The sequence below is a fragment of the Rhizorhabdus histidinilytica genome, assembly GCF_900167915.1.
Lineage (GTDB): Bacteria > Pseudomonadota > Alphaproteobacteria > Sphingomonadales > Sphingomonadaceae > Rhizorhabdus > Rhizorhabdus histidinilytica.
In genome coordinates this window covers 183,917-198,616 of record NZ_FUYM01000006.1, presented here as the reverse complement: position 1 = coordinate 198,616, position 14,700 = coordinate 183,917, and the positions used below count along the sequence as shown (strand labels likewise).

12 protein-coding genes are annotated in these 14,700 nt (G+C 69.5%); 7 read left to right on the top strand and 5 right to left on the bottom strand.

Features of this window, described 5'->3' with window-relative positions:
- Window positions 1–23 precede the first annotated feature (23 nt).
- Genes B5X82_RS14945 through B5X82_RS14930 form a run of 4 tightly spaced genes read right to left on the bottom strand, consistent with a single transcriptional unit; the run spans window position 24 to window position 4,031 of the window.
- Window positions 24–536: a RidA family protein gene (locus B5X82_RS14945; RefSeq protein ID WP_079648959.1), complete on the bottom strand. Its 513-nt coding sequence runs from the start codon at window positions 534–536 to the stop codon at window positions 24–26.
- Window positions 536–1,789: a dicarboxylate/amino acid:cation symporter gene (locus tag B5X82_RS14940; protein WP_079648958.1), complete on the bottom strand. Its 1,254-nt coding sequence runs from the start codon at window positions 1,787–1,789 to the stop codon at window positions 536–538. The genes B5X82_RS14945 and B5X82_RS14940 overlap by 1 nt, the downstream gene beginning before the upstream one ends.
- A gap of 11 nt (window positions 1,790–1,800) precedes the next feature.
- A complete protein-coding gene (locus tag B5X82_RS14935; protein WP_079648957.1) occupies window positions 1,801–1,986 on the bottom strand; it encodes a YbdD/YjiX family protein in 186 nt (61 codons plus the stop codon).
- Complete coding sequence (locus tag B5X82_RS14930) at window positions 1,983–4,031, bottom strand: carbon starvation CstA family protein (protein WP_079648956.1); 2,049 nt, start codon at window positions 4,029–4,031, stop codon at window positions 1,983–1,985. Before B5X82_RS14930 ends, B5X82_RS14935 begins: the two co-directional genes overlap by 4 nt.
- Window positions 4,032–4,262: 231 nt before the next feature.
- On the opposite strand from B5X82_RS14930, the gene B5X82_RS14925 reads away from it, so the two are divergent.
- From B5X82_RS14925 to B5X82_RS14895, 7 genes are all read left to right on the top strand, one after another.
- Complete coding sequence (locus tag B5X82_RS14925; protein WP_176152569.1) at window positions 4,263–5,441, top strand: trans-sulfuration enzyme family protein; 1,179 nt, start codon at window positions 4,263–4,265, stop codon at window positions 5,439–5,441.
- Window position 5,442: 1 nt separating this feature from the next.
- Entirely contained in the window at window positions 5,443–6,486 is a 1,044-nt protein-coding gene (locus tag B5X82_RS14920) for an amino acid ABC transporter substrate-binding protein (RefSeq protein ID WP_079648954.1), read from the top strand.
- Window positions 6,486–7,610 (top strand): ABC transporter permease subunit, encoded by a 1,125-nt coding sequence (locus B5X82_RS14915; protein WP_079648953.1) that lies wholly within the window; start codon window positions 6,486–6,488, stop codon window positions 7,608–7,610. The genes B5X82_RS14920 and B5X82_RS14915 overlap by 1 nt, the downstream gene beginning before the upstream one ends.
- Window positions 7,607–8,695, top strand: a complete 1,089-nt coding sequence (locus tag B5X82_RS14910; RefSeq protein ID WP_079648952.1) for an amino acid ABC transporter permease — start codon at window positions 7,607–7,609, stop codon at window positions 8,693–8,695. Before B5X82_RS14915 ends, B5X82_RS14910 begins: the two co-directional genes overlap by 4 nt.
- Window positions 8,696–8,700: 5 nt before the next feature.
- Window positions 8,701–9,417, top strand: coding sequence for an amino acid ABC transporter ATP-binding protein (locus tag B5X82_RS14905; RefSeq protein ID WP_079649090.1), 717 nt, complete (start codon window positions 8,701–8,703; stop codon window positions 9,415–9,417).
- Between the two features lie 194 nt (window positions 9,418–9,611).
- A complete protein-coding gene (locus B5X82_RS14900; protein ID WP_079648951.1) occupies window positions 9,612–12,224 on the top strand; it encodes a TonB-dependent receptor plug domain-containing protein in 2,613 nt (870 codons plus the stop codon).
- Window positions 12,225–12,274: 50 nt separating this feature from the next.
- The gene (locus B5X82_RS14895) at window positions 12,275–13,747 is read left to right on the top strand and encodes an amidase (RefSeq protein ID WP_235862703.1); all 1,473 of its coding nucleotides are present in this window, start codon (window positions 12,275–12,277) and stop codon (window positions 13,745–13,747) included.
- A 12-nt stretch (window positions 13,748–13,759) separates the two neighbouring features.
- Here the strand turns inward: B5X82_RS14895 and B5X82_RS14890 are convergent, their stop codons facing one another.
- Entirely contained in the window at window positions 13,760–14,653 is an 894-nt protein-coding gene (locus B5X82_RS14890) for a LysR substrate-binding domain-containing protein (RefSeq protein ID WP_079648949.1), read from the bottom strand.
- Between the last annotated feature and the right edge of the window lie 47 nt (window positions 14,654–14,700).

Sequence of the window (14,700 nt, the reverse complement as noted above, 5' to 3'; positions counted from 1 at the left end):
TTCCGATCTATCTGGAAATGCCGCTATTTCGGCGCTTTCACGGCAGTCACCTCGATCTCGACCAAGAACATCGGCTGGACGAGGTTGGCGACCTGGAAGGTCGAGCGGGCGACGGTGTTGGGGTTCGCAGGCGAGCCGAAATAGTCGCGGAAGCCGGCGTTGAAGCCCGCGAAGTCGATCTTGCCGAGCTTGGGGTCGGCGGCGAGGAAGGCCTGCATCTTGACCACGTCGGCCATCGCATAGCCCTTGCTTTCGAGCAGCGCCTTGATCTTGGCGAGCACGCTCAGCGTCTGGGTGCGGGTGTCGCCATAATCGTCGATCGTCGCCATCCGGGCGGGATCGATCGGATCGGCGAGCTGGCCCGACAGGTAGAAGGTCTCGTAGCCGGCCGGGACGATCACGCCCTTGAGGATCAGGCCGGGCTTGCCGTCGGGCCCCGGGCTGGCGATGCGCTCGACCGGCGCGGGGGCGGCCGAGGCGGCTCCGGCAGCGAGGAGGGCGGCAGCGGCGGCGGCGATCATCGGCTTGGTCTTCATCACAGTCTCCCGCTTTCGGCGATCAGGGGGCGAGGGGCTTCGCCGGTTTCCCATCTGGCGACGACCGCCGTGGCGATCGCGTTGCCCAGCACATTGGTGGTGGTGCGGCCCATGTCCATGAAATGATCGATCGCCAGCAGCAAAGCCACCCCTTCGACGGGAAGGTCGAACTGCGCGAGCGTCGCCGCGACGACGACCAGGCTGGCGCGCGACACGCCGGCGATCCCCTTGCTGGTCACCATCAGCACCAGCAGCATGGTGATCTGGGTGGCGACCGGCAGGTCGACGCCATAGGCCTGGGCGATGAAGATCGCCGCGAAGGTGGCGTACATCATCGACCCGTCGAGGTTGAAGCTATAGCCGAGCGGCAGCACGAAGCCGTAGACGCGGCGCGGGACGCCGGCGCGGTCGAGCGCCTCCATCAGCCGCGGATAGGCGGCTTCGGAAGAGGCGGTCGAGAAGGCGAGCAGCAGCGGCTCGCGGATATGGCGGAGCAGCGGCGCGAGGCCGCCGCCGAGGAACGCCGCCCCGGCGCCGAGCAGGACCAGGCACAAGGCCGCCAGCGCGACGTAGAATTCGCCGATCAGCGCGCCGAAGGTCAGCAATATCCCGGCGCCCTGGGTCGCGACCGTCGCCGCGATCGCGCCAAACACCGCCAGCGGCGCGGCGCGCATGACATAGCCGGTGATCGTCATCATCAGCTCGGCGGTCGCCTCGACCACGGCCAGCAGCGGCTTGCCCCGCTCGCCTGCCGCCGCCAGCGCGACGCCGACGAACAGCGAGAAGACGACGATCTGCAGGATCTGGTTCTCGGCCATCGCCTGGACGACCGATTCGGGGAAGATGTGGAGCACGAACTGCCGGAAGCTCAGCGCCTTCCCGGCCATGTCACCGGGATCGCCGGTGCGGACGAGGTGCAGCGCCTCGCCCGGGGCGAAGGCGTTGACGAACAGCAGGCCGAGCGAGAGCGAGACGATGCCGGCCGTCACGAACCAGCCCATCGCCCGAGCGCCCATCCGGCCGAGACTCGCGGCGTCGCCCATATGCGCGATCCCGGCCACCAGCGTCGCGAACACCAGTGGCGCGACGATCATCTTGATCAGGCGCAGGAACACGTCGGCCGGAAGCTGGAGATAGTCGGCGATCTGCGCAGCGGCACCGGAGTCGCCGCCGGCCCAGAGGTGCACGCCGACGCCCGTGGCGATGCCGAGCGCCATGCCGCCGAAGATCAGCGGCGTCAGCTTGAGACGCATGTCGCTTTCCCTCAGCAGCAGCGGCCGTTGCCGCCCGATCCGAAGCGCGTCCGCTCGCGCTCGCGGAAGAAGTCGGCGCGGCTCATCGGCGGCCGGTCGGGATGATGCTCGGCCATGTGCGCGCAATAGGCGTCGTAGCTCGGCTGGCCGACCATCAGCCGGGCCGTGTCGCGCAGCCGGCGGAACAGCGCCCTCATTCCGCCGGCACCGCGTCGGGCAGGATCTCGTTCGCGGTCGGCGCCGCGCTGCGGCGGGCGGCCAGGCAGCTGCGGACCGCATAGACCATCAGCGACAGCACCACCGCGAGGAAGATGGCGCACAGGCTGGCGTCGATCCAGTCGTTGCGGATGATCTGCCGCATCGCCGCCATCGACCTGGCGGGTGCGAGCAGCTCGCCCCTTTCCGCCGCGGCGGAGAAGCGCGTGGCGTGGGCGACGAAGCCCACCGCCGGATCGGGCGAGAACAGCTTCATCAGCCCGGCAGTGATCGTGCAGATGACCAGCCAGACCGTGGGGATCAGCGTCACCCAGGCGAAGCGCTCCTGCTTCATCCGGAACAGGACGACGGTGCCGAGCATCAGCGCGACCGTCGCCAGCATCTGGTTCGAGATGCCGAACACCGGCCACAGCGTGTTCACCCCGCCAAGCGGATCGGTGACGCCCTGGTAGAGGAAGAAGCCCCACGACGCGACGCACAGGCCGGTCGCGATCACGCCGGGCAGGATCGTGTCGTTGCGCCGGAAGGACGGCGCGGCGAGGCCGATCAGGTCCTGGAGCATGAAGCGGCCCGCGCGGGTGCCGGCGTCGACGGCGGTCAGGATGAACAGCGCCTCGAACAGGATCGCGAAATGATACCAGAAGGCCTTCATCGCCGCCCCGCCCACCGCGTGGCTGAAGATTTCCGCCATCGCCACCGCCAGCGTCGGCGCGCCGCCGGTGCGCGAGATCACCGTCGCCTCGCCGACGTCGCGCGCCGCCTGCTGCAGCGTGTCGGCCGAGATCGGGAAGCCCATCGCGGTCACCGCCGCGGCGGCGCTGGCAGGATCGGTGCCGACCACCGCGGCGGGGCTGTTCATCGCGAAATAGACGCCGGGGTCGAGGATCGAGGCGCCGATCAGCGCCATGATCGCGACGAACGCCTCCATCAGCATCGCGCCATAGCCGAGCAGCGGCGCGTCGCATTCGTTGGCGATCAGCTTGGGCGTCGTGCCGCTGGAGATCAGCGCGTGGAAGCCCGACACCGCGCCGCAGGCGATGGTGATGAACAGGAAGGGGAACAGCGCCCCCGACCAGACCGGCCCGCCGCCCGCGACGAACTGGGTGAGCGGCGGCATGCGCAGCGGCGGCGCCATGATGACGATGCCGATCGCGAGCGCGGCGATCGCGCCGATCTTGAGGAAGGTCGACAGATAGTCGCGCGGCGCGAGCAGCAGCCACACCGGCAGGATCGACGCGACCGCGCCATAGCCGATCAGGATCCAGCAGAGCTGCTCGGGGGTGAAGGTGAACAGCGGCCCCCAGAAGGGCGAGGCCGCCACCGACTGCCCGTAGACGAGCGCGATCATCAGCCCGAGGAAGCCGAGGATCGACACCTCGCCGATCCGGCCGGGCCGGATCCAGCGGGTGTAGACGCCCATCGTGATCGCCAGCGGCACCGTCATCGCCACGGTGAACACGCCCCACGGGCTGTCGGCGAGCGCGCGGACGACGACGAGCGCCAGCACCGCGAGGATGATGACGATGATCATGAAGGTGCCTGCCAGCGCGATCGCGCCGGGCACCGTGCCCATCTCCATGCGGATCAGCTCGCCGAGCGAGCGGCCGTCGCGGCGCATCGACACGAACAGGATCATGAAGTCCTGCACCGCGCCGGCCAGTACCACCCCGGCGAGGATCCACAGCGTCCCCGGCAGATAGCCCATCTGCGCCGCGAGCACCGGCCCGACCAGCGGACCGGCCCCGGCGATCGCCGCGAAATGATGGCCGAACAGGACGCGCCGGTCGGTCGGGACATAGTCGAGCCCGTCGGTGCGGTAGAGGGCGGGCGTCGGCCGTGCCGGATCGAGCCGCATCACATGGCGGGCGATGTAGAGCGCATAATAGCGATAGGCGACGAGGAACACGCAGGCGGCGGCGATCACCATCCACAGGGCGCTGACCGGTTCGCCGCGGGTGAAGGCGATCACCCCCGTCGCATAGGCGCCCAGCGCCGCGAGGACGATCCAAATGACATGCCGCTGCACCGATCCGACCTTTCCCGAGGGGCGCTTGCCGAAGCGCGCCCGTGCCTCTCCCGAAGGCCTTCGATCGCAGGCCCCGCCCCCAAGCCAATAGGAGTGAGGGGGCGAGTACAAGTCATGATGCGGCACGATTCGATGCGCATATATTATAGGCCGGCACCCTATAAGATTTGGGCATGGACCCCAAAGCTGCGGGCATTGAGATCGCCCGGCGACCGCGCCATTGTCGCGGCCATGAAGGATCTCACGAAGGTCGTGCATCATCCCCCGGTCGACAAGGACGGCTTCACCAGCCTCGCCGTCCCGACCTATCGAGCCTCGACGATCGTGTTCGACAGCGCCGACGCCTATGCCCAGCGCAAGCGGCGCGGCGCATCGGGCTATGCCTATGGGCTCCACGGCACGCCGACCACGCGCACCCTCGAAAGCCAGCTCAGCGCGCTTGAGGAAGCCGCCGGCACGATCATCCTGCCGTCGGGCCAGGCGGGGATCGCGCTGATCTTCCTCACCGTGCTCGGGCCCGGCGACACCGTCCTGGTGCCGGCAAACCTCTATCCCCCGGCGCTCGATCTCTGCCGCGACATCCTGGCGCCGCTCGGGATCGGGCACCGCGTCTACGACCCGACGATCGGCGCGGGCATCGCCGCGCTGATCGATCCGGACTGCCGGCTGATCTGGACCGAATCGCCCGGCTCGGCGACGATGGAGGTCGGCGACCTCCCCGCGATCGTCGCCGCCGCCCGCGACCGGGGGGTGCTGACCGGCTGCGACAACAGCTGGGCGACGCCGCTGTTGTTCAAGCCGCTCGCGATCGGGATGGATTTCGCGATGGAGGCGATCACCAAATATATCGGCGGCCATTCCGACCTGCTGCTCGGCTCGGTCAGCGTGCGCGATCCGGCGTGGGATGTGCGGCTGCGCGAGCGGGCGCACATGCTCGGCATCGGCGTGTCGCCCGACGACTGCACGATCGCGCTGCGCGGGATCGAGACGCTCGGCGTCCGGCTCGGCCATATCGGCGGGGTCGCGCTCGATTTCGCCGGGCGGCTCGCCGATCATCCGGTGGTCGAGCGGGTGCTGCATCCGGCGCTGCCCGACTGCCCCGGCCATGTCTTCTGGAAGCGTGACTTCAAGGGCGCGAGCGGCGTGTTCAGCGTGATCTTCGCGCCCGAGCGCGAGGCCCTGCTCGACGCGGCGCTGGCGCATATGCGCAGCTTCGTGATCGGCGCGTCGTGGGGCGGGACGCGCAGCCTGCTCGCGCCGATGACGATGCCCGCCGAACGGCTCGGCGGGCCGCCGGGGCGCAGCCGGCGCCTGCTGCGGATCAGCATCGGGCTCGAGGACCGGGACGATCTCTGGTCGGATCTGGCGGACCTGCTCGACAGGCTCGCCGGGTCGGCCGCCGCCGGCTGACGTGCGCCGGCTCGCGCCCTTCGTCGTCCTCGCCGCGCTGCTGGCGGGCGGCTGCGACATCGGGGCGAGCCACAAGACGCACGGCCGGCTGACGCCCCACACGCTCGAAGCGGTCCGCGCGCGCGGCTATGTCCGGTGCGGCGCGAGCAAGGAGGCGCCCGGCTTCAGCGGGCCCGACGAGAGCGGGCGCTGGCGCGGGCTCGACGTCGACACCTGCCGCGCGATCGCCGTCGCCGCGCTGGGCGACCGCGAGAAGGTCCGCTTCGTTCCGCTGACCGGGCAGCAGCGGATCACCGCGCTCCAGACCGGCGAGATCGACGTGCTGCCGCGGACCACCACCTGGACGCTGCGCCGGGACGCCGCCGGGATCAATTTCACGATACCGACCTATTACGACTATACCGCCTTCATGGTCCGGCGGAAGGTCGGGGTCCACGACCTGGCCGGGCTGCGCGGCGCGTCGGCCTGCGTGCAGAGCGGCTCGATGACCGAGGTGATCCTCGCCGATGTCTCGCGCAAATACCGGCTGGCGCTGCGCCCGGTGATCTTCGACAATGTCCAGAGCACGCGGCAGGCTTTCCTGTCGGGCCGCTGCGACGCGCTGATCACCGACGCCTCGGCGCTCGCCGCGCTGCGGGCGACGCTGCCCGGCCGGGCCGACGACTATGTCATCGTCCGCGCCGACAGCAACGTCGCACCGCTCACCCCGGCGGTGCGCCACGGCGACGATCAGTGGTTCGACATCGTCAAATTCGCGATCGAGGCGATGATCGATGCCGAACAGCTCGGCATCGGGCGCGGCAATGTCGACCGCCTCCTCGCCTCGACCGATCCGAACGTCCGCCGTTTCCTGGGCGTCGAGCCCGGCAATGGCCGCGCGCTCGGGATCAGCGACGACTTCGCCTATCAGATCGTCCGCCAGATCGGCAATTACGGCGAGGTCTATGACGACAATCTCGGCAGCCGCAGCCGGCTGAACATCCCCCGCGGGCTCAACCGGCTCCAGCGCGACGGCGGCCTGATGCTGCCGATCGGCTTCTACTGATGCGGCGGCGGGGGGCAGGGCATGGCTGGGGCTGGTGGCTGCCCCAGATCGCGTTGCTGCTGGCGCTGGCGGGGCTGGTGCTGGTGGTCGCCCGGACCGTGTCCGACAATATGGAACGGCAGGACATGGTGCTGAGCCTGGGCTTCCTGCGCAGCACCGCCGAGTTCCCGATCGCCGAGTCCTTCCTCGCCTATGCACCGGGCGACACGATCGCCTGGGCGTTCGTCGTCGGCCTCGGCAACAGCATCGCGCTGACATTGCTCATCATCGTCCTGTCGACCATGGCGGGGGTGCCGGTCGCGCTGGCGCGGCATTCGGGGCACATGCTCGCGCGGACTCTCGCCGGCGGCTTCGTCGACCTGGTCCGTAACGTGCCGCTCGTGGTCCAGTTGCTGTTCTGGTACGGCGTCATCCTCATGGCCTTCCCGCCGGCGCGGGCGGCGGCGCAGCCCCTGCCGGGCCTGTTCCTTACCAATCGCGGCATCACCGTCACCACGGTCGGCATCACCGGCACCGCGCTGCCGATGATCGCGACGGTGATGGGCGGGCTGACCCTGACGCTGGTCGCCGCCTGGCGCGGACGGCTCCACCAGGCCAGCCTCTACACGCTCGGCACGATCGTCGCGGGGTCGGTGCTGTGGGTGGTCCTCGACCTCGGGCTCGCCCGCGACGTGCCGCATTTCGACCGCTTCAACTTCAGCGGCGGATTGACGCTGACGCCGGAGTTCGTCGCCGTCGTCTGGGGGTCGGTGATCTATGCAAGCGCCTTCGCGGCGGAGATCCTGCGCAGCGGCCTCGACGGCGTGCCGCGCGGCCAGTGGGAGGCGAGCCGCGCGCTCGGCCTGAGCAAGCGGCAGAGCCTGCGGCTGGTGATCGTGCCGCAGGCGTTGCGGATGATCGTGCCGCCGATGAACAGCCAGTTCATCACCATCCTCAAGAATTCGACCCTCGCGCTGGTGGTCGGCTATCCCGACCTCAACTTCGTCGCCAACACCGCGATCAACCATACGGGGCAGGGGCTGGAGGGCGTGGCGATCCTGATGCTGGTGTTCTTCACCCTGGCGAGCGCGATCTCGCTGGCGATGAACCGGCTCAACGCGCGCGTCCAGCGGGCCGGGGCATGAGATATGTCCGCACCGCGCCGGAGCCGGTCCGCCCCGCGCCGCCCCGGCCGAAGCGGCCGGCGCTGCGGTCGATCGTCAGCGGCGGCGCCAACCTCCTGACCACCGCGATCATCGTCCTGTTCGCGATCCGCGCCGTGCCGCACCTGCTGTCCTGGGCGGTGACCCATGGCGTGTGGAACGGCGACGGTGACGCGTGCCGCGACGCCGGGGCCTGCTGGGCCTTCCTGCGCGCGAAGATGCCGTTCATCCTGTTCGGTATCTATCCGGAGGCCGAGCGGTGGCGGCCGATCCTGGTCGTCCTGATCCTTGGCGCGGCGACATTGTGGTCGCTGCCGCGCGCGCACTGGACCCGCGCGACGCTGGGCCTGTGGGGCGTCGCGATCGTCGCGTCGCTGCTGCTGATGGCGGGCGGGCGCCTCGGCCTGTCGCCGGTGCCGACATCGGCCTGGGGCGGCCTGCCGATCACGATGCTGCTCACCATCTTCTCGCTGGCGCTGGGCTTCCCGCTCGGCATCGTGCTGGCGCTGGCGCGGCGGTCGGACATGCCGGTCTATCGCTGGACGGCGACCGCCCTGATCGAGGTGATGCGGGCGATGCCGCTGGTGACGCTGCTGTTCGTCGCCTCGGTGATGGCGCCGCTGCTGCTCCCGGCCGGGGTCACCGCCGACAATCTGACCCGCGCGCTGGTGGCGTTCGTGCTCAGCTCCTCCGCCTATATCGCGGAGGTGGTGCGCGGCGGCCTGCAGGGCGTCCCGCCGGGGCAGCAGGAATCGGCGCGCGCGCTGGGCCTCGGCCGGTCGACGGTGCTGCTGTCGATCATCCTGCCCCAGGCGATCCGCAAGGCGCTCGCCCCGCTGACCAGCACCGTCGTCGTGATCATCAAGAACAGCAGCCTGGTGCTCGTCGTCGGGTTGTTCGACCTGCTGAGCGCGGGTCGGGTGTCGCTCAATGACCCCGCCTGGCCGACGCCCTATGCCGAGACCTATCTCGTCATCGCGCTGATCTATTTCGTCATCTGCTACGGCTTCGCGCGCTATGCGTTGCACCTCGAACGGACGACGCAGGGCGGGGAGAGGCGGCCGTGATCCACATGGCGGGGGTGGGCAAATGGTATGGCGACTATCATGCGCTGCGGAACGTCTCGCTCGACGTCGCGCGCGGCGAGCGGATCGTCATCTGCGGCCCGTCGGGGTCGGGCAAGTCGACGCTGATCCGCTGCATCAACGGGCTGGAGACCCATGACGAAGGGGTGATCCGGATCGGCGAGGACGAGGTGCGCCCCGACCGCCGCGTGCTCCAGCGCATCCGCGCGCGGGTCGGCATGGTGTTCCAGGACTTCAACCTCTTCCCGCACCTGACGATCCTGGAGAATTGCGCGCTCGCGCCGATGAAGGTCCGGGGCCTGGCGCGCGACGCGGCCGAGGCGCTGGCGCGCGAGCTGCTCGAACGGGTGCGCATCGCCGACCAGGCCGACAAATATCCCGCGCAGCTCTCCGGCGGACAGCAGCAGCGCACTGCGATCGCGCGCGCGCTGGCGATGCAGCCGGAGATCATCCTGTTCGACGAGCCGACCTCGGCGCTCGACGCCGAGATGGTCAAGGAGGTGCTCGACATCATGAAGGCGCTCGCCACCGAGGGGATCACGATGCTGTGCGTGACCCATGAGATGGGGTTCGCCCGCGAGGTCGCCGACCGGATCATCTTCATGGATGCCGGCCAGATCGTCGAGACCGGCAGTCCGCACGACTTTTTCACCGCGCCCTGCCACGAACGCACCCGCGCCTTCCTCAGCCGGCTGCTCTATTGAACGCAGCCTATAAGGATTGGTTATAAAATCGTGCGGCAATGCAAATTGTTCTCCTGCCGTGCCTCCGTAAGCTGGTGTCCGCAGAACTGATCCGGCGCCCCGGGAGGCGCCGCTCTTCCATCCGCGGGAAAGGGACCGGGGATGTCCATGAAACGACGTGTCGACCAGCGGCTTCGTCAGCCAGGGGGGATTTCATGACAAAACAGATCCGCACGCTCTCGCTCACCACCACCATCCTCTTCGCGGGCGCCGCCGGGATCACCCCCGGGGCCGCCCAGGGTGTCGGCCCCGATCCGGACGGCGCGGACATCGTCGTGACCGGCTCGCGCTTCGGCAGCCGCTCGATCGCCGAGTCGCCGACGCCGATCGACCATATCGGCACCGAGGAGCTCAATCGCGGTGGCCGCGTCGAAATCCAGGAGATGCTCAAGACGGCGGTGCCGAGCTTCAGCACGCCGCGCCCTAATGCTTCCGGCGTCGGCGATTTCACCACGCCGCCGACGCTGCGCGGCCTGTCGACCGGCCAGCTCCTCGTCCTCGTCAACGGCAAGCGCCGCCATTCGTCGGGCGACCTCAGCACCAGCAACGGCATCGGCCGCGGCGACGTCGCCTATGACTTCAACTCGATCCCCTCGGCCGCGATCGGCCATATCGAGGTGCTCCGCGACGGTGCCTCGGCGCAATATGGGTCCGATGCGATCGCCGGCGTGATCAACCTGTCGCTCGACAAGTCCGAAGGCGTCAGCGGCAAGGTGACCACCGGCATCACCAAGCAGGGCGACGGCGAGTTCGTCGACGTCGGCGCCGGCTTCGGCCTGGCGATCGGCGACGGCGGCATCATCCGCACCACCGTGCAATATCAGAACCGCCGCGGCAGCAACCGCGCCGATCCCGATACGCGGCAGCAATATTTCGGGACCAATGCTGCCGGCCTGCCGACCGCGATCTCGTCCTTCTTCGGATCGGGCGTCGGGCTGACCCCGTCGAACGGCACGCTCGACCCGCGCGAGGCGACGGTCGATCGCGACACCTCCTATGAAGGCACCGCGCCGTTCACGATGAAGGCGATCTTCGTCAACAGCGAGCTGCCGGTCGGCGATGCCGTCACCCTCTACGGCTTCGGCGGCTACAGCGATCTCGACGGCAAGACCGCCAATTTCTTCCGCCGCGCCGGCCAGGACCAGACGGTGCGCTCGCTCCATCCCGACGGCTACGCGCCCTACGGCAATTTCGGCCTGCGCAACCTGTCGGCCTTCGGCGGCGCGCGCGGCGACGATCTCGCCGGCTTCGGCTGGGACCTGTCGACCGGCTTCGGCAAGAGCCTGATCAATTCGGACATCAGCAATTCGAACAATCCGTCGCTGGGCAATGCCAGCCCGACCGAGATGCGGATCAGCCGCATCCGCTTCTCGCAATGGACCACCAACCTCGACCTGACGCGCGAGTTCGACGTCGGCGACGGCACGCCGCTCAAGCTCGCGCTCGGCGGCGAATATCGCAAGGAGGTGTGGCGCCTGCTCGCTGGCGATCCGGCCAGCTATATCAACGGCGGCGTCCCGATCATCGGCGGGCCCGCCAACGGTGCGGCCGCCCCGGTCGGCGCGCAGCCCAACCCCGGCGTGTCGCCCGCCGACGCGACGACCGGAAGGCGCAACAGCAAGGCGGTCTATGGCGAGCTGGAGAAGGAGTTCTTCGACCGGCTGACGCTCAACGGCGCGGTCCGCTACGAGGATTTCTCGGACTTCGGCGACACCGTCAACTACAAGCTGTCGAGCCGGCTCGAGCTGGTCGACGCGCTGGCGCTGCGCGGATCGTTCAGCACCGGCTTCCGCGCGCCTCATCTCGCCCAGAGCTTCTTCAACTCGTCGCTGACCAACTTCATCAACGGTGCGCCGGTGCTGATCCGCAACTTCCCGGTCGACAGCGCGCCGGGCCGGCTGATCGGCGCGACGCCGCTCAAGCCCGAGAAGTCGAAGAACATCTCGATCGGCGCGGTCGCCAAGCTGTCGAGCTGGACGATCACGCTCGACGGCTACCGGATCAAGCTGAAGGACCGCATCGTCCAGTCGTCGACCTTCCAGGACGCCCGGCTGACCAGCCTGCTCGCGGCCAACGGCTTCCCCGGGATCGGCGGCGCGCAATATCTGACCAACGCGGTCGACTCGACCACGCACGGCGTCGACCTGACCGTCAGCGGCACGATCGACCTCGACGATTTCGGCAAGCTCGCGGTGCTGCTCGCCGGCAACTACAACAAGACCAAGCTGGACCGCGTCGCCGGCACGCCGGCGCCGCTCGCCGCGCTCGGCATCACCACGCCGCTGTTCGACCTCACCCAGCAGGTGCGGATCACCGACAGCCAGCCGCGCTCGAAGGTGCTGCTCAACCTCAACTGGTCGTCGGGCGACTTCACCCTGGGCCTGACCAACACCTATTACGGCAAGGTCTCGGCGGTCGCGTTCACCAGCCTGACGCCGGCGCAGATCGCGGTGCTGACCCAGAATTACGACGTGACCCTGGTGCCGGTCTCCGCGACCAGCCCCAATTCGCAGGTCATCCAGCATTTCAAGGGCAAGGTCATCACCGACCTGCAACTCTCCTACGACATGACGAAGGAGGTGCGGCTGACGGTCGGCGTCAACAACCTGTTCGACATCTATCCGTCGCAGAACATCCGCTCGACCGTCGCCAGCGTCGCGGCGGGAACCAACGGATCGGACAATGGCGGCACCTTCCCCTACAATGCCATCTCGCCCTTCGGGTTCAACGGCATGTCGTTCTTCGCCTCGGCGAGCGTGCGTTTCTGACGGCCCGCCCGCTAGCGATGATCGGCCTGGCGCTTCTCGCCGGCGGGGCGGTGTCCGCGTCCGCCGGTGAGGTCGCGACGATCAAGGCGCGGGTGGAGGCGGGACAGGTCTCCTGCGCCGCCGTCATCGCCGACCGTCTCGATCGCATCGCCGCGCGCGACCATCTCCTGCACGGCGTCATCGCGACCGATCCGACCGCGATCGCCCGGGCCCGGCGGATCGACCGCCTGCCGCCTTCGCGCAAGCGCCGCCTGCCGTTGCTGTGCGCGCCGCTGCTGGTGAAGGACAATATCGACGTCGCGGGGCTGCCGACCACGGCCGGTTCGGTCGCGCTCGCCGGCAATGTCGCCCGCCGCGACGCGGCGGCGGTCGCGGCGCTTCGCCGGGCCGGGGCGGTGGTGGTCGCCAAGACCAACATGTCCGAATTCGCGTTCAACTATCGCGGCCGCTCGTCGATCCGCGGCCAGACGACGAGTCCCTTCTCGATCCGCGAAAGCGCGGGCGGATCGTCGTCGGGCAACGGCGCGGCGCTGGCGGCCGGCTTCGGCGTGCTGGCGCTGGGCACCGACACGTCGGGATCGCTGCGGGTGCCGGCTGCGCTGGCGGGCGTGATCGGGTTGCGGCCGACCTTCGGCGCCGTGCCGCGCGACGGCGTGCTGGCGCTCAGCCCCAGCCAGGACGCGGTCGGGCCGATGTGCCGCGCCGCCGCCGATTGCCTCGCCGCGCTGCGCGTCCTGACCGGCCGTCGCGACGTCCCGCCCGCCGAGCCGCTGAAGGGGCTGCGGATAGGCCTTCTCGATCATCTCTTCCCCGCCGGACCGATGCGCGCCGCTGTCGACCGCGCCGTCGCACGCTTGTCTGCCGCCGGTGCGATCGTCTCGCCCGCTGGGCTCGTCGACGAGCAGGTGCTGGTGGGCGCGGTGCCGCCGCCGGGGCACACCGCGGCTTTCGCCAGCCGGTCCGCCTTCGATTTCGCCGGCGTGATGGATCGCTATCTGCCGCGCCGGATGGGCGTGCCCGCCGACACCAGGGCACTGCTGGAGGCGCTGCGGGACGGGCGGACCGATCCGAAGGTGGTGGCGGACGTGACCCGGTTCATCGCCAATCGCGATGGCGCGGCGGGCGATCCGCGCCATGCCGTCAACGGCGCCTTCCGCGACGCCTTCGTCGAGGCGCGCATCGCCCGGGCCTTCTCCTGCGCGCCCGGCTGCGGTTGTCTCGACCTGCTGCTCTATCCGTCGGTACGCGACGTCGCCGCCGATGCGGAGCGCGGGCCCGATACCGGCGGCACCCATCGGCTGGCGGCCTATTCGGGCCGGCCCGCCATCGCCTTCCCGATCGGCGCCGTCCGTACCGCCGGCGGCGTCCGGCCGGTATCGGTCGAGCTGATGGGGCGGCCGGGCAGCGACGCGATGCTGATGACGATCGTCGAGGCGTGGCAGGCCCGGCTCGACCTGCCCCTTGCCCATGGCTGCGCGGACGGGGAAGCGGCGATCTGCCTCGATGCCGCGACGGCGCCGTGACGGCGCCGTGATTCAGGCCTGGGGGCCGGCGCGGGCCGCGTCGTTGAGCGCCGCCGTGAACTCGCGGACCAGCCGCGCGCGCTGGGCGTCGGGCCGGAACAGGATATAGGATTTGAAATAGACCGCGGGCTCATAGGGCTTGATCACCAGCCCGCGCTTCTCGAACCCGTCCGCCGCCGCCGGATTGACCAGGCCGACGCCGACGCCCTCCAGCGCCAGCGCGCAGACGGTCAGCGACGCGGGGGTCTCGACGACGATATGGGGGCGGACCCCCTCCGCCTCGAAGGATTCGGTCATCCGCGCCCGCGCCCGATCCTCGGGCGACAGCGCGATGAACGCCATCTTGTCGAGATCGGCGGGGCGGATCACGCCCTTGCCGGCGAGCGGATGGTCGGCCGGCATCACGCACACCGCGCGGACGCTGTAGAACAGGCTGTGGTCGACCCCCGACAGGTCGACCTCGTCGGCGGCGAGCCCGATGTCGAACTGCTGGGTCGCGACATGGTCGCGCACCGCCGAGGAGGAGAGGATCTGCAGCGTGATCGAGACGTGCGGATTGACCTCGCGGAAGCGGCGGACGGCGCGCGGCACCAGCGTCGATCCCAGCGCCGCGAGGCTCGCGATCTTGAGGCTGCCCGATCCGAAATCGCGGATGCGCGCGGCCGACGCGCGCAGGCTGTCGAGCCCCTGGAAGGCGTTGCCGACGTCGCGGAAGAAGAGCTGGCCCTCGGGGGTGGGGACAAGCCGTCCCTTGACCCGGTCGAACAGCGGGAAGCCGACGCGATGCTCGAGCTCCGACACTGCCCGGCTGACCGCCGGCTGGGTGATGTTGAGCAGGTCGGCGGCGCGCGACGCCGAACCGCCGATCATCAGCGCGCGGTAGATTTCGAGTTGCCTGAAATTCATCCGCACCGTCCCAATACCCTATAAAGTTAGATTATAGGTGGCCGGAT

What these genes read in the sequence shown, in the direction of transcription:
- B5X82_RS14945 (WP_079648959.1), bottom strand. Translation starts at nt 536, where the DNA reads ATGAAGACCAAGCCGATGATCGCCGCCGCCGCTGCCGCCCTCCTCGCT.
- B5X82_RS14940 (WP_079648958.1), bottom strand. Translation starts at nt 1,789, where the DNA reads ATGCGTCTCAAGCTGACGCCGCTGATCTTCGGCGGCATGGCGCTCGGC.
- B5X82_RS14935 (WP_079648957.1), bottom strand. Translation starts at nt 1,986, where the DNA reads ATGAGGGCGCTGTTCCGCCGGCTGCGCGACACGGCCCGGCTGATGGTC.
- B5X82_RS14925 (WP_176152569.1), top strand. Translation starts at nt 4,263, where the DNA reads ATGAAGGATCTCACGAAGGTCGTGCATCATCCCCCGGTCGACAAGGAC.
- B5X82_RS14915 (WP_079648953.1), top strand. Translation starts at nt 6,486, where the DNA reads ATGCGGCGGCGGGGGGCAGGGCATGGCTGGGGCTGGTGGCTGCCCCAG.
- B5X82_RS14910 (WP_079648952.1), top strand. Translation starts at nt 7,607, where the DNA reads ATGAGATATGTCCGCACCGCGCCGGAGCCGGTCCGCCCCGCGCCGCCC.
- B5X82_RS14905 (WP_079649090.1), top strand. Translation starts at nt 8,701, where the DNA reads ATGGCGGGGGTGGGCAAATGGTATGGCGACTATCATGCGCTGCGGAAC.
- B5X82_RS14900 (WP_079648951.1), top strand. Translation starts at nt 9,612, where the DNA reads ATGACAAAACAGATCCGCACGCTCTCGCTCACCACCACCATCCTCTTC.
- B5X82_RS14890 (WP_079648949.1), bottom strand. Translation starts at nt 14,653, where the DNA reads ATGAATTTCAGGCAACTCGAAATCTACCGCGCGCTGATGATCGGCGGT.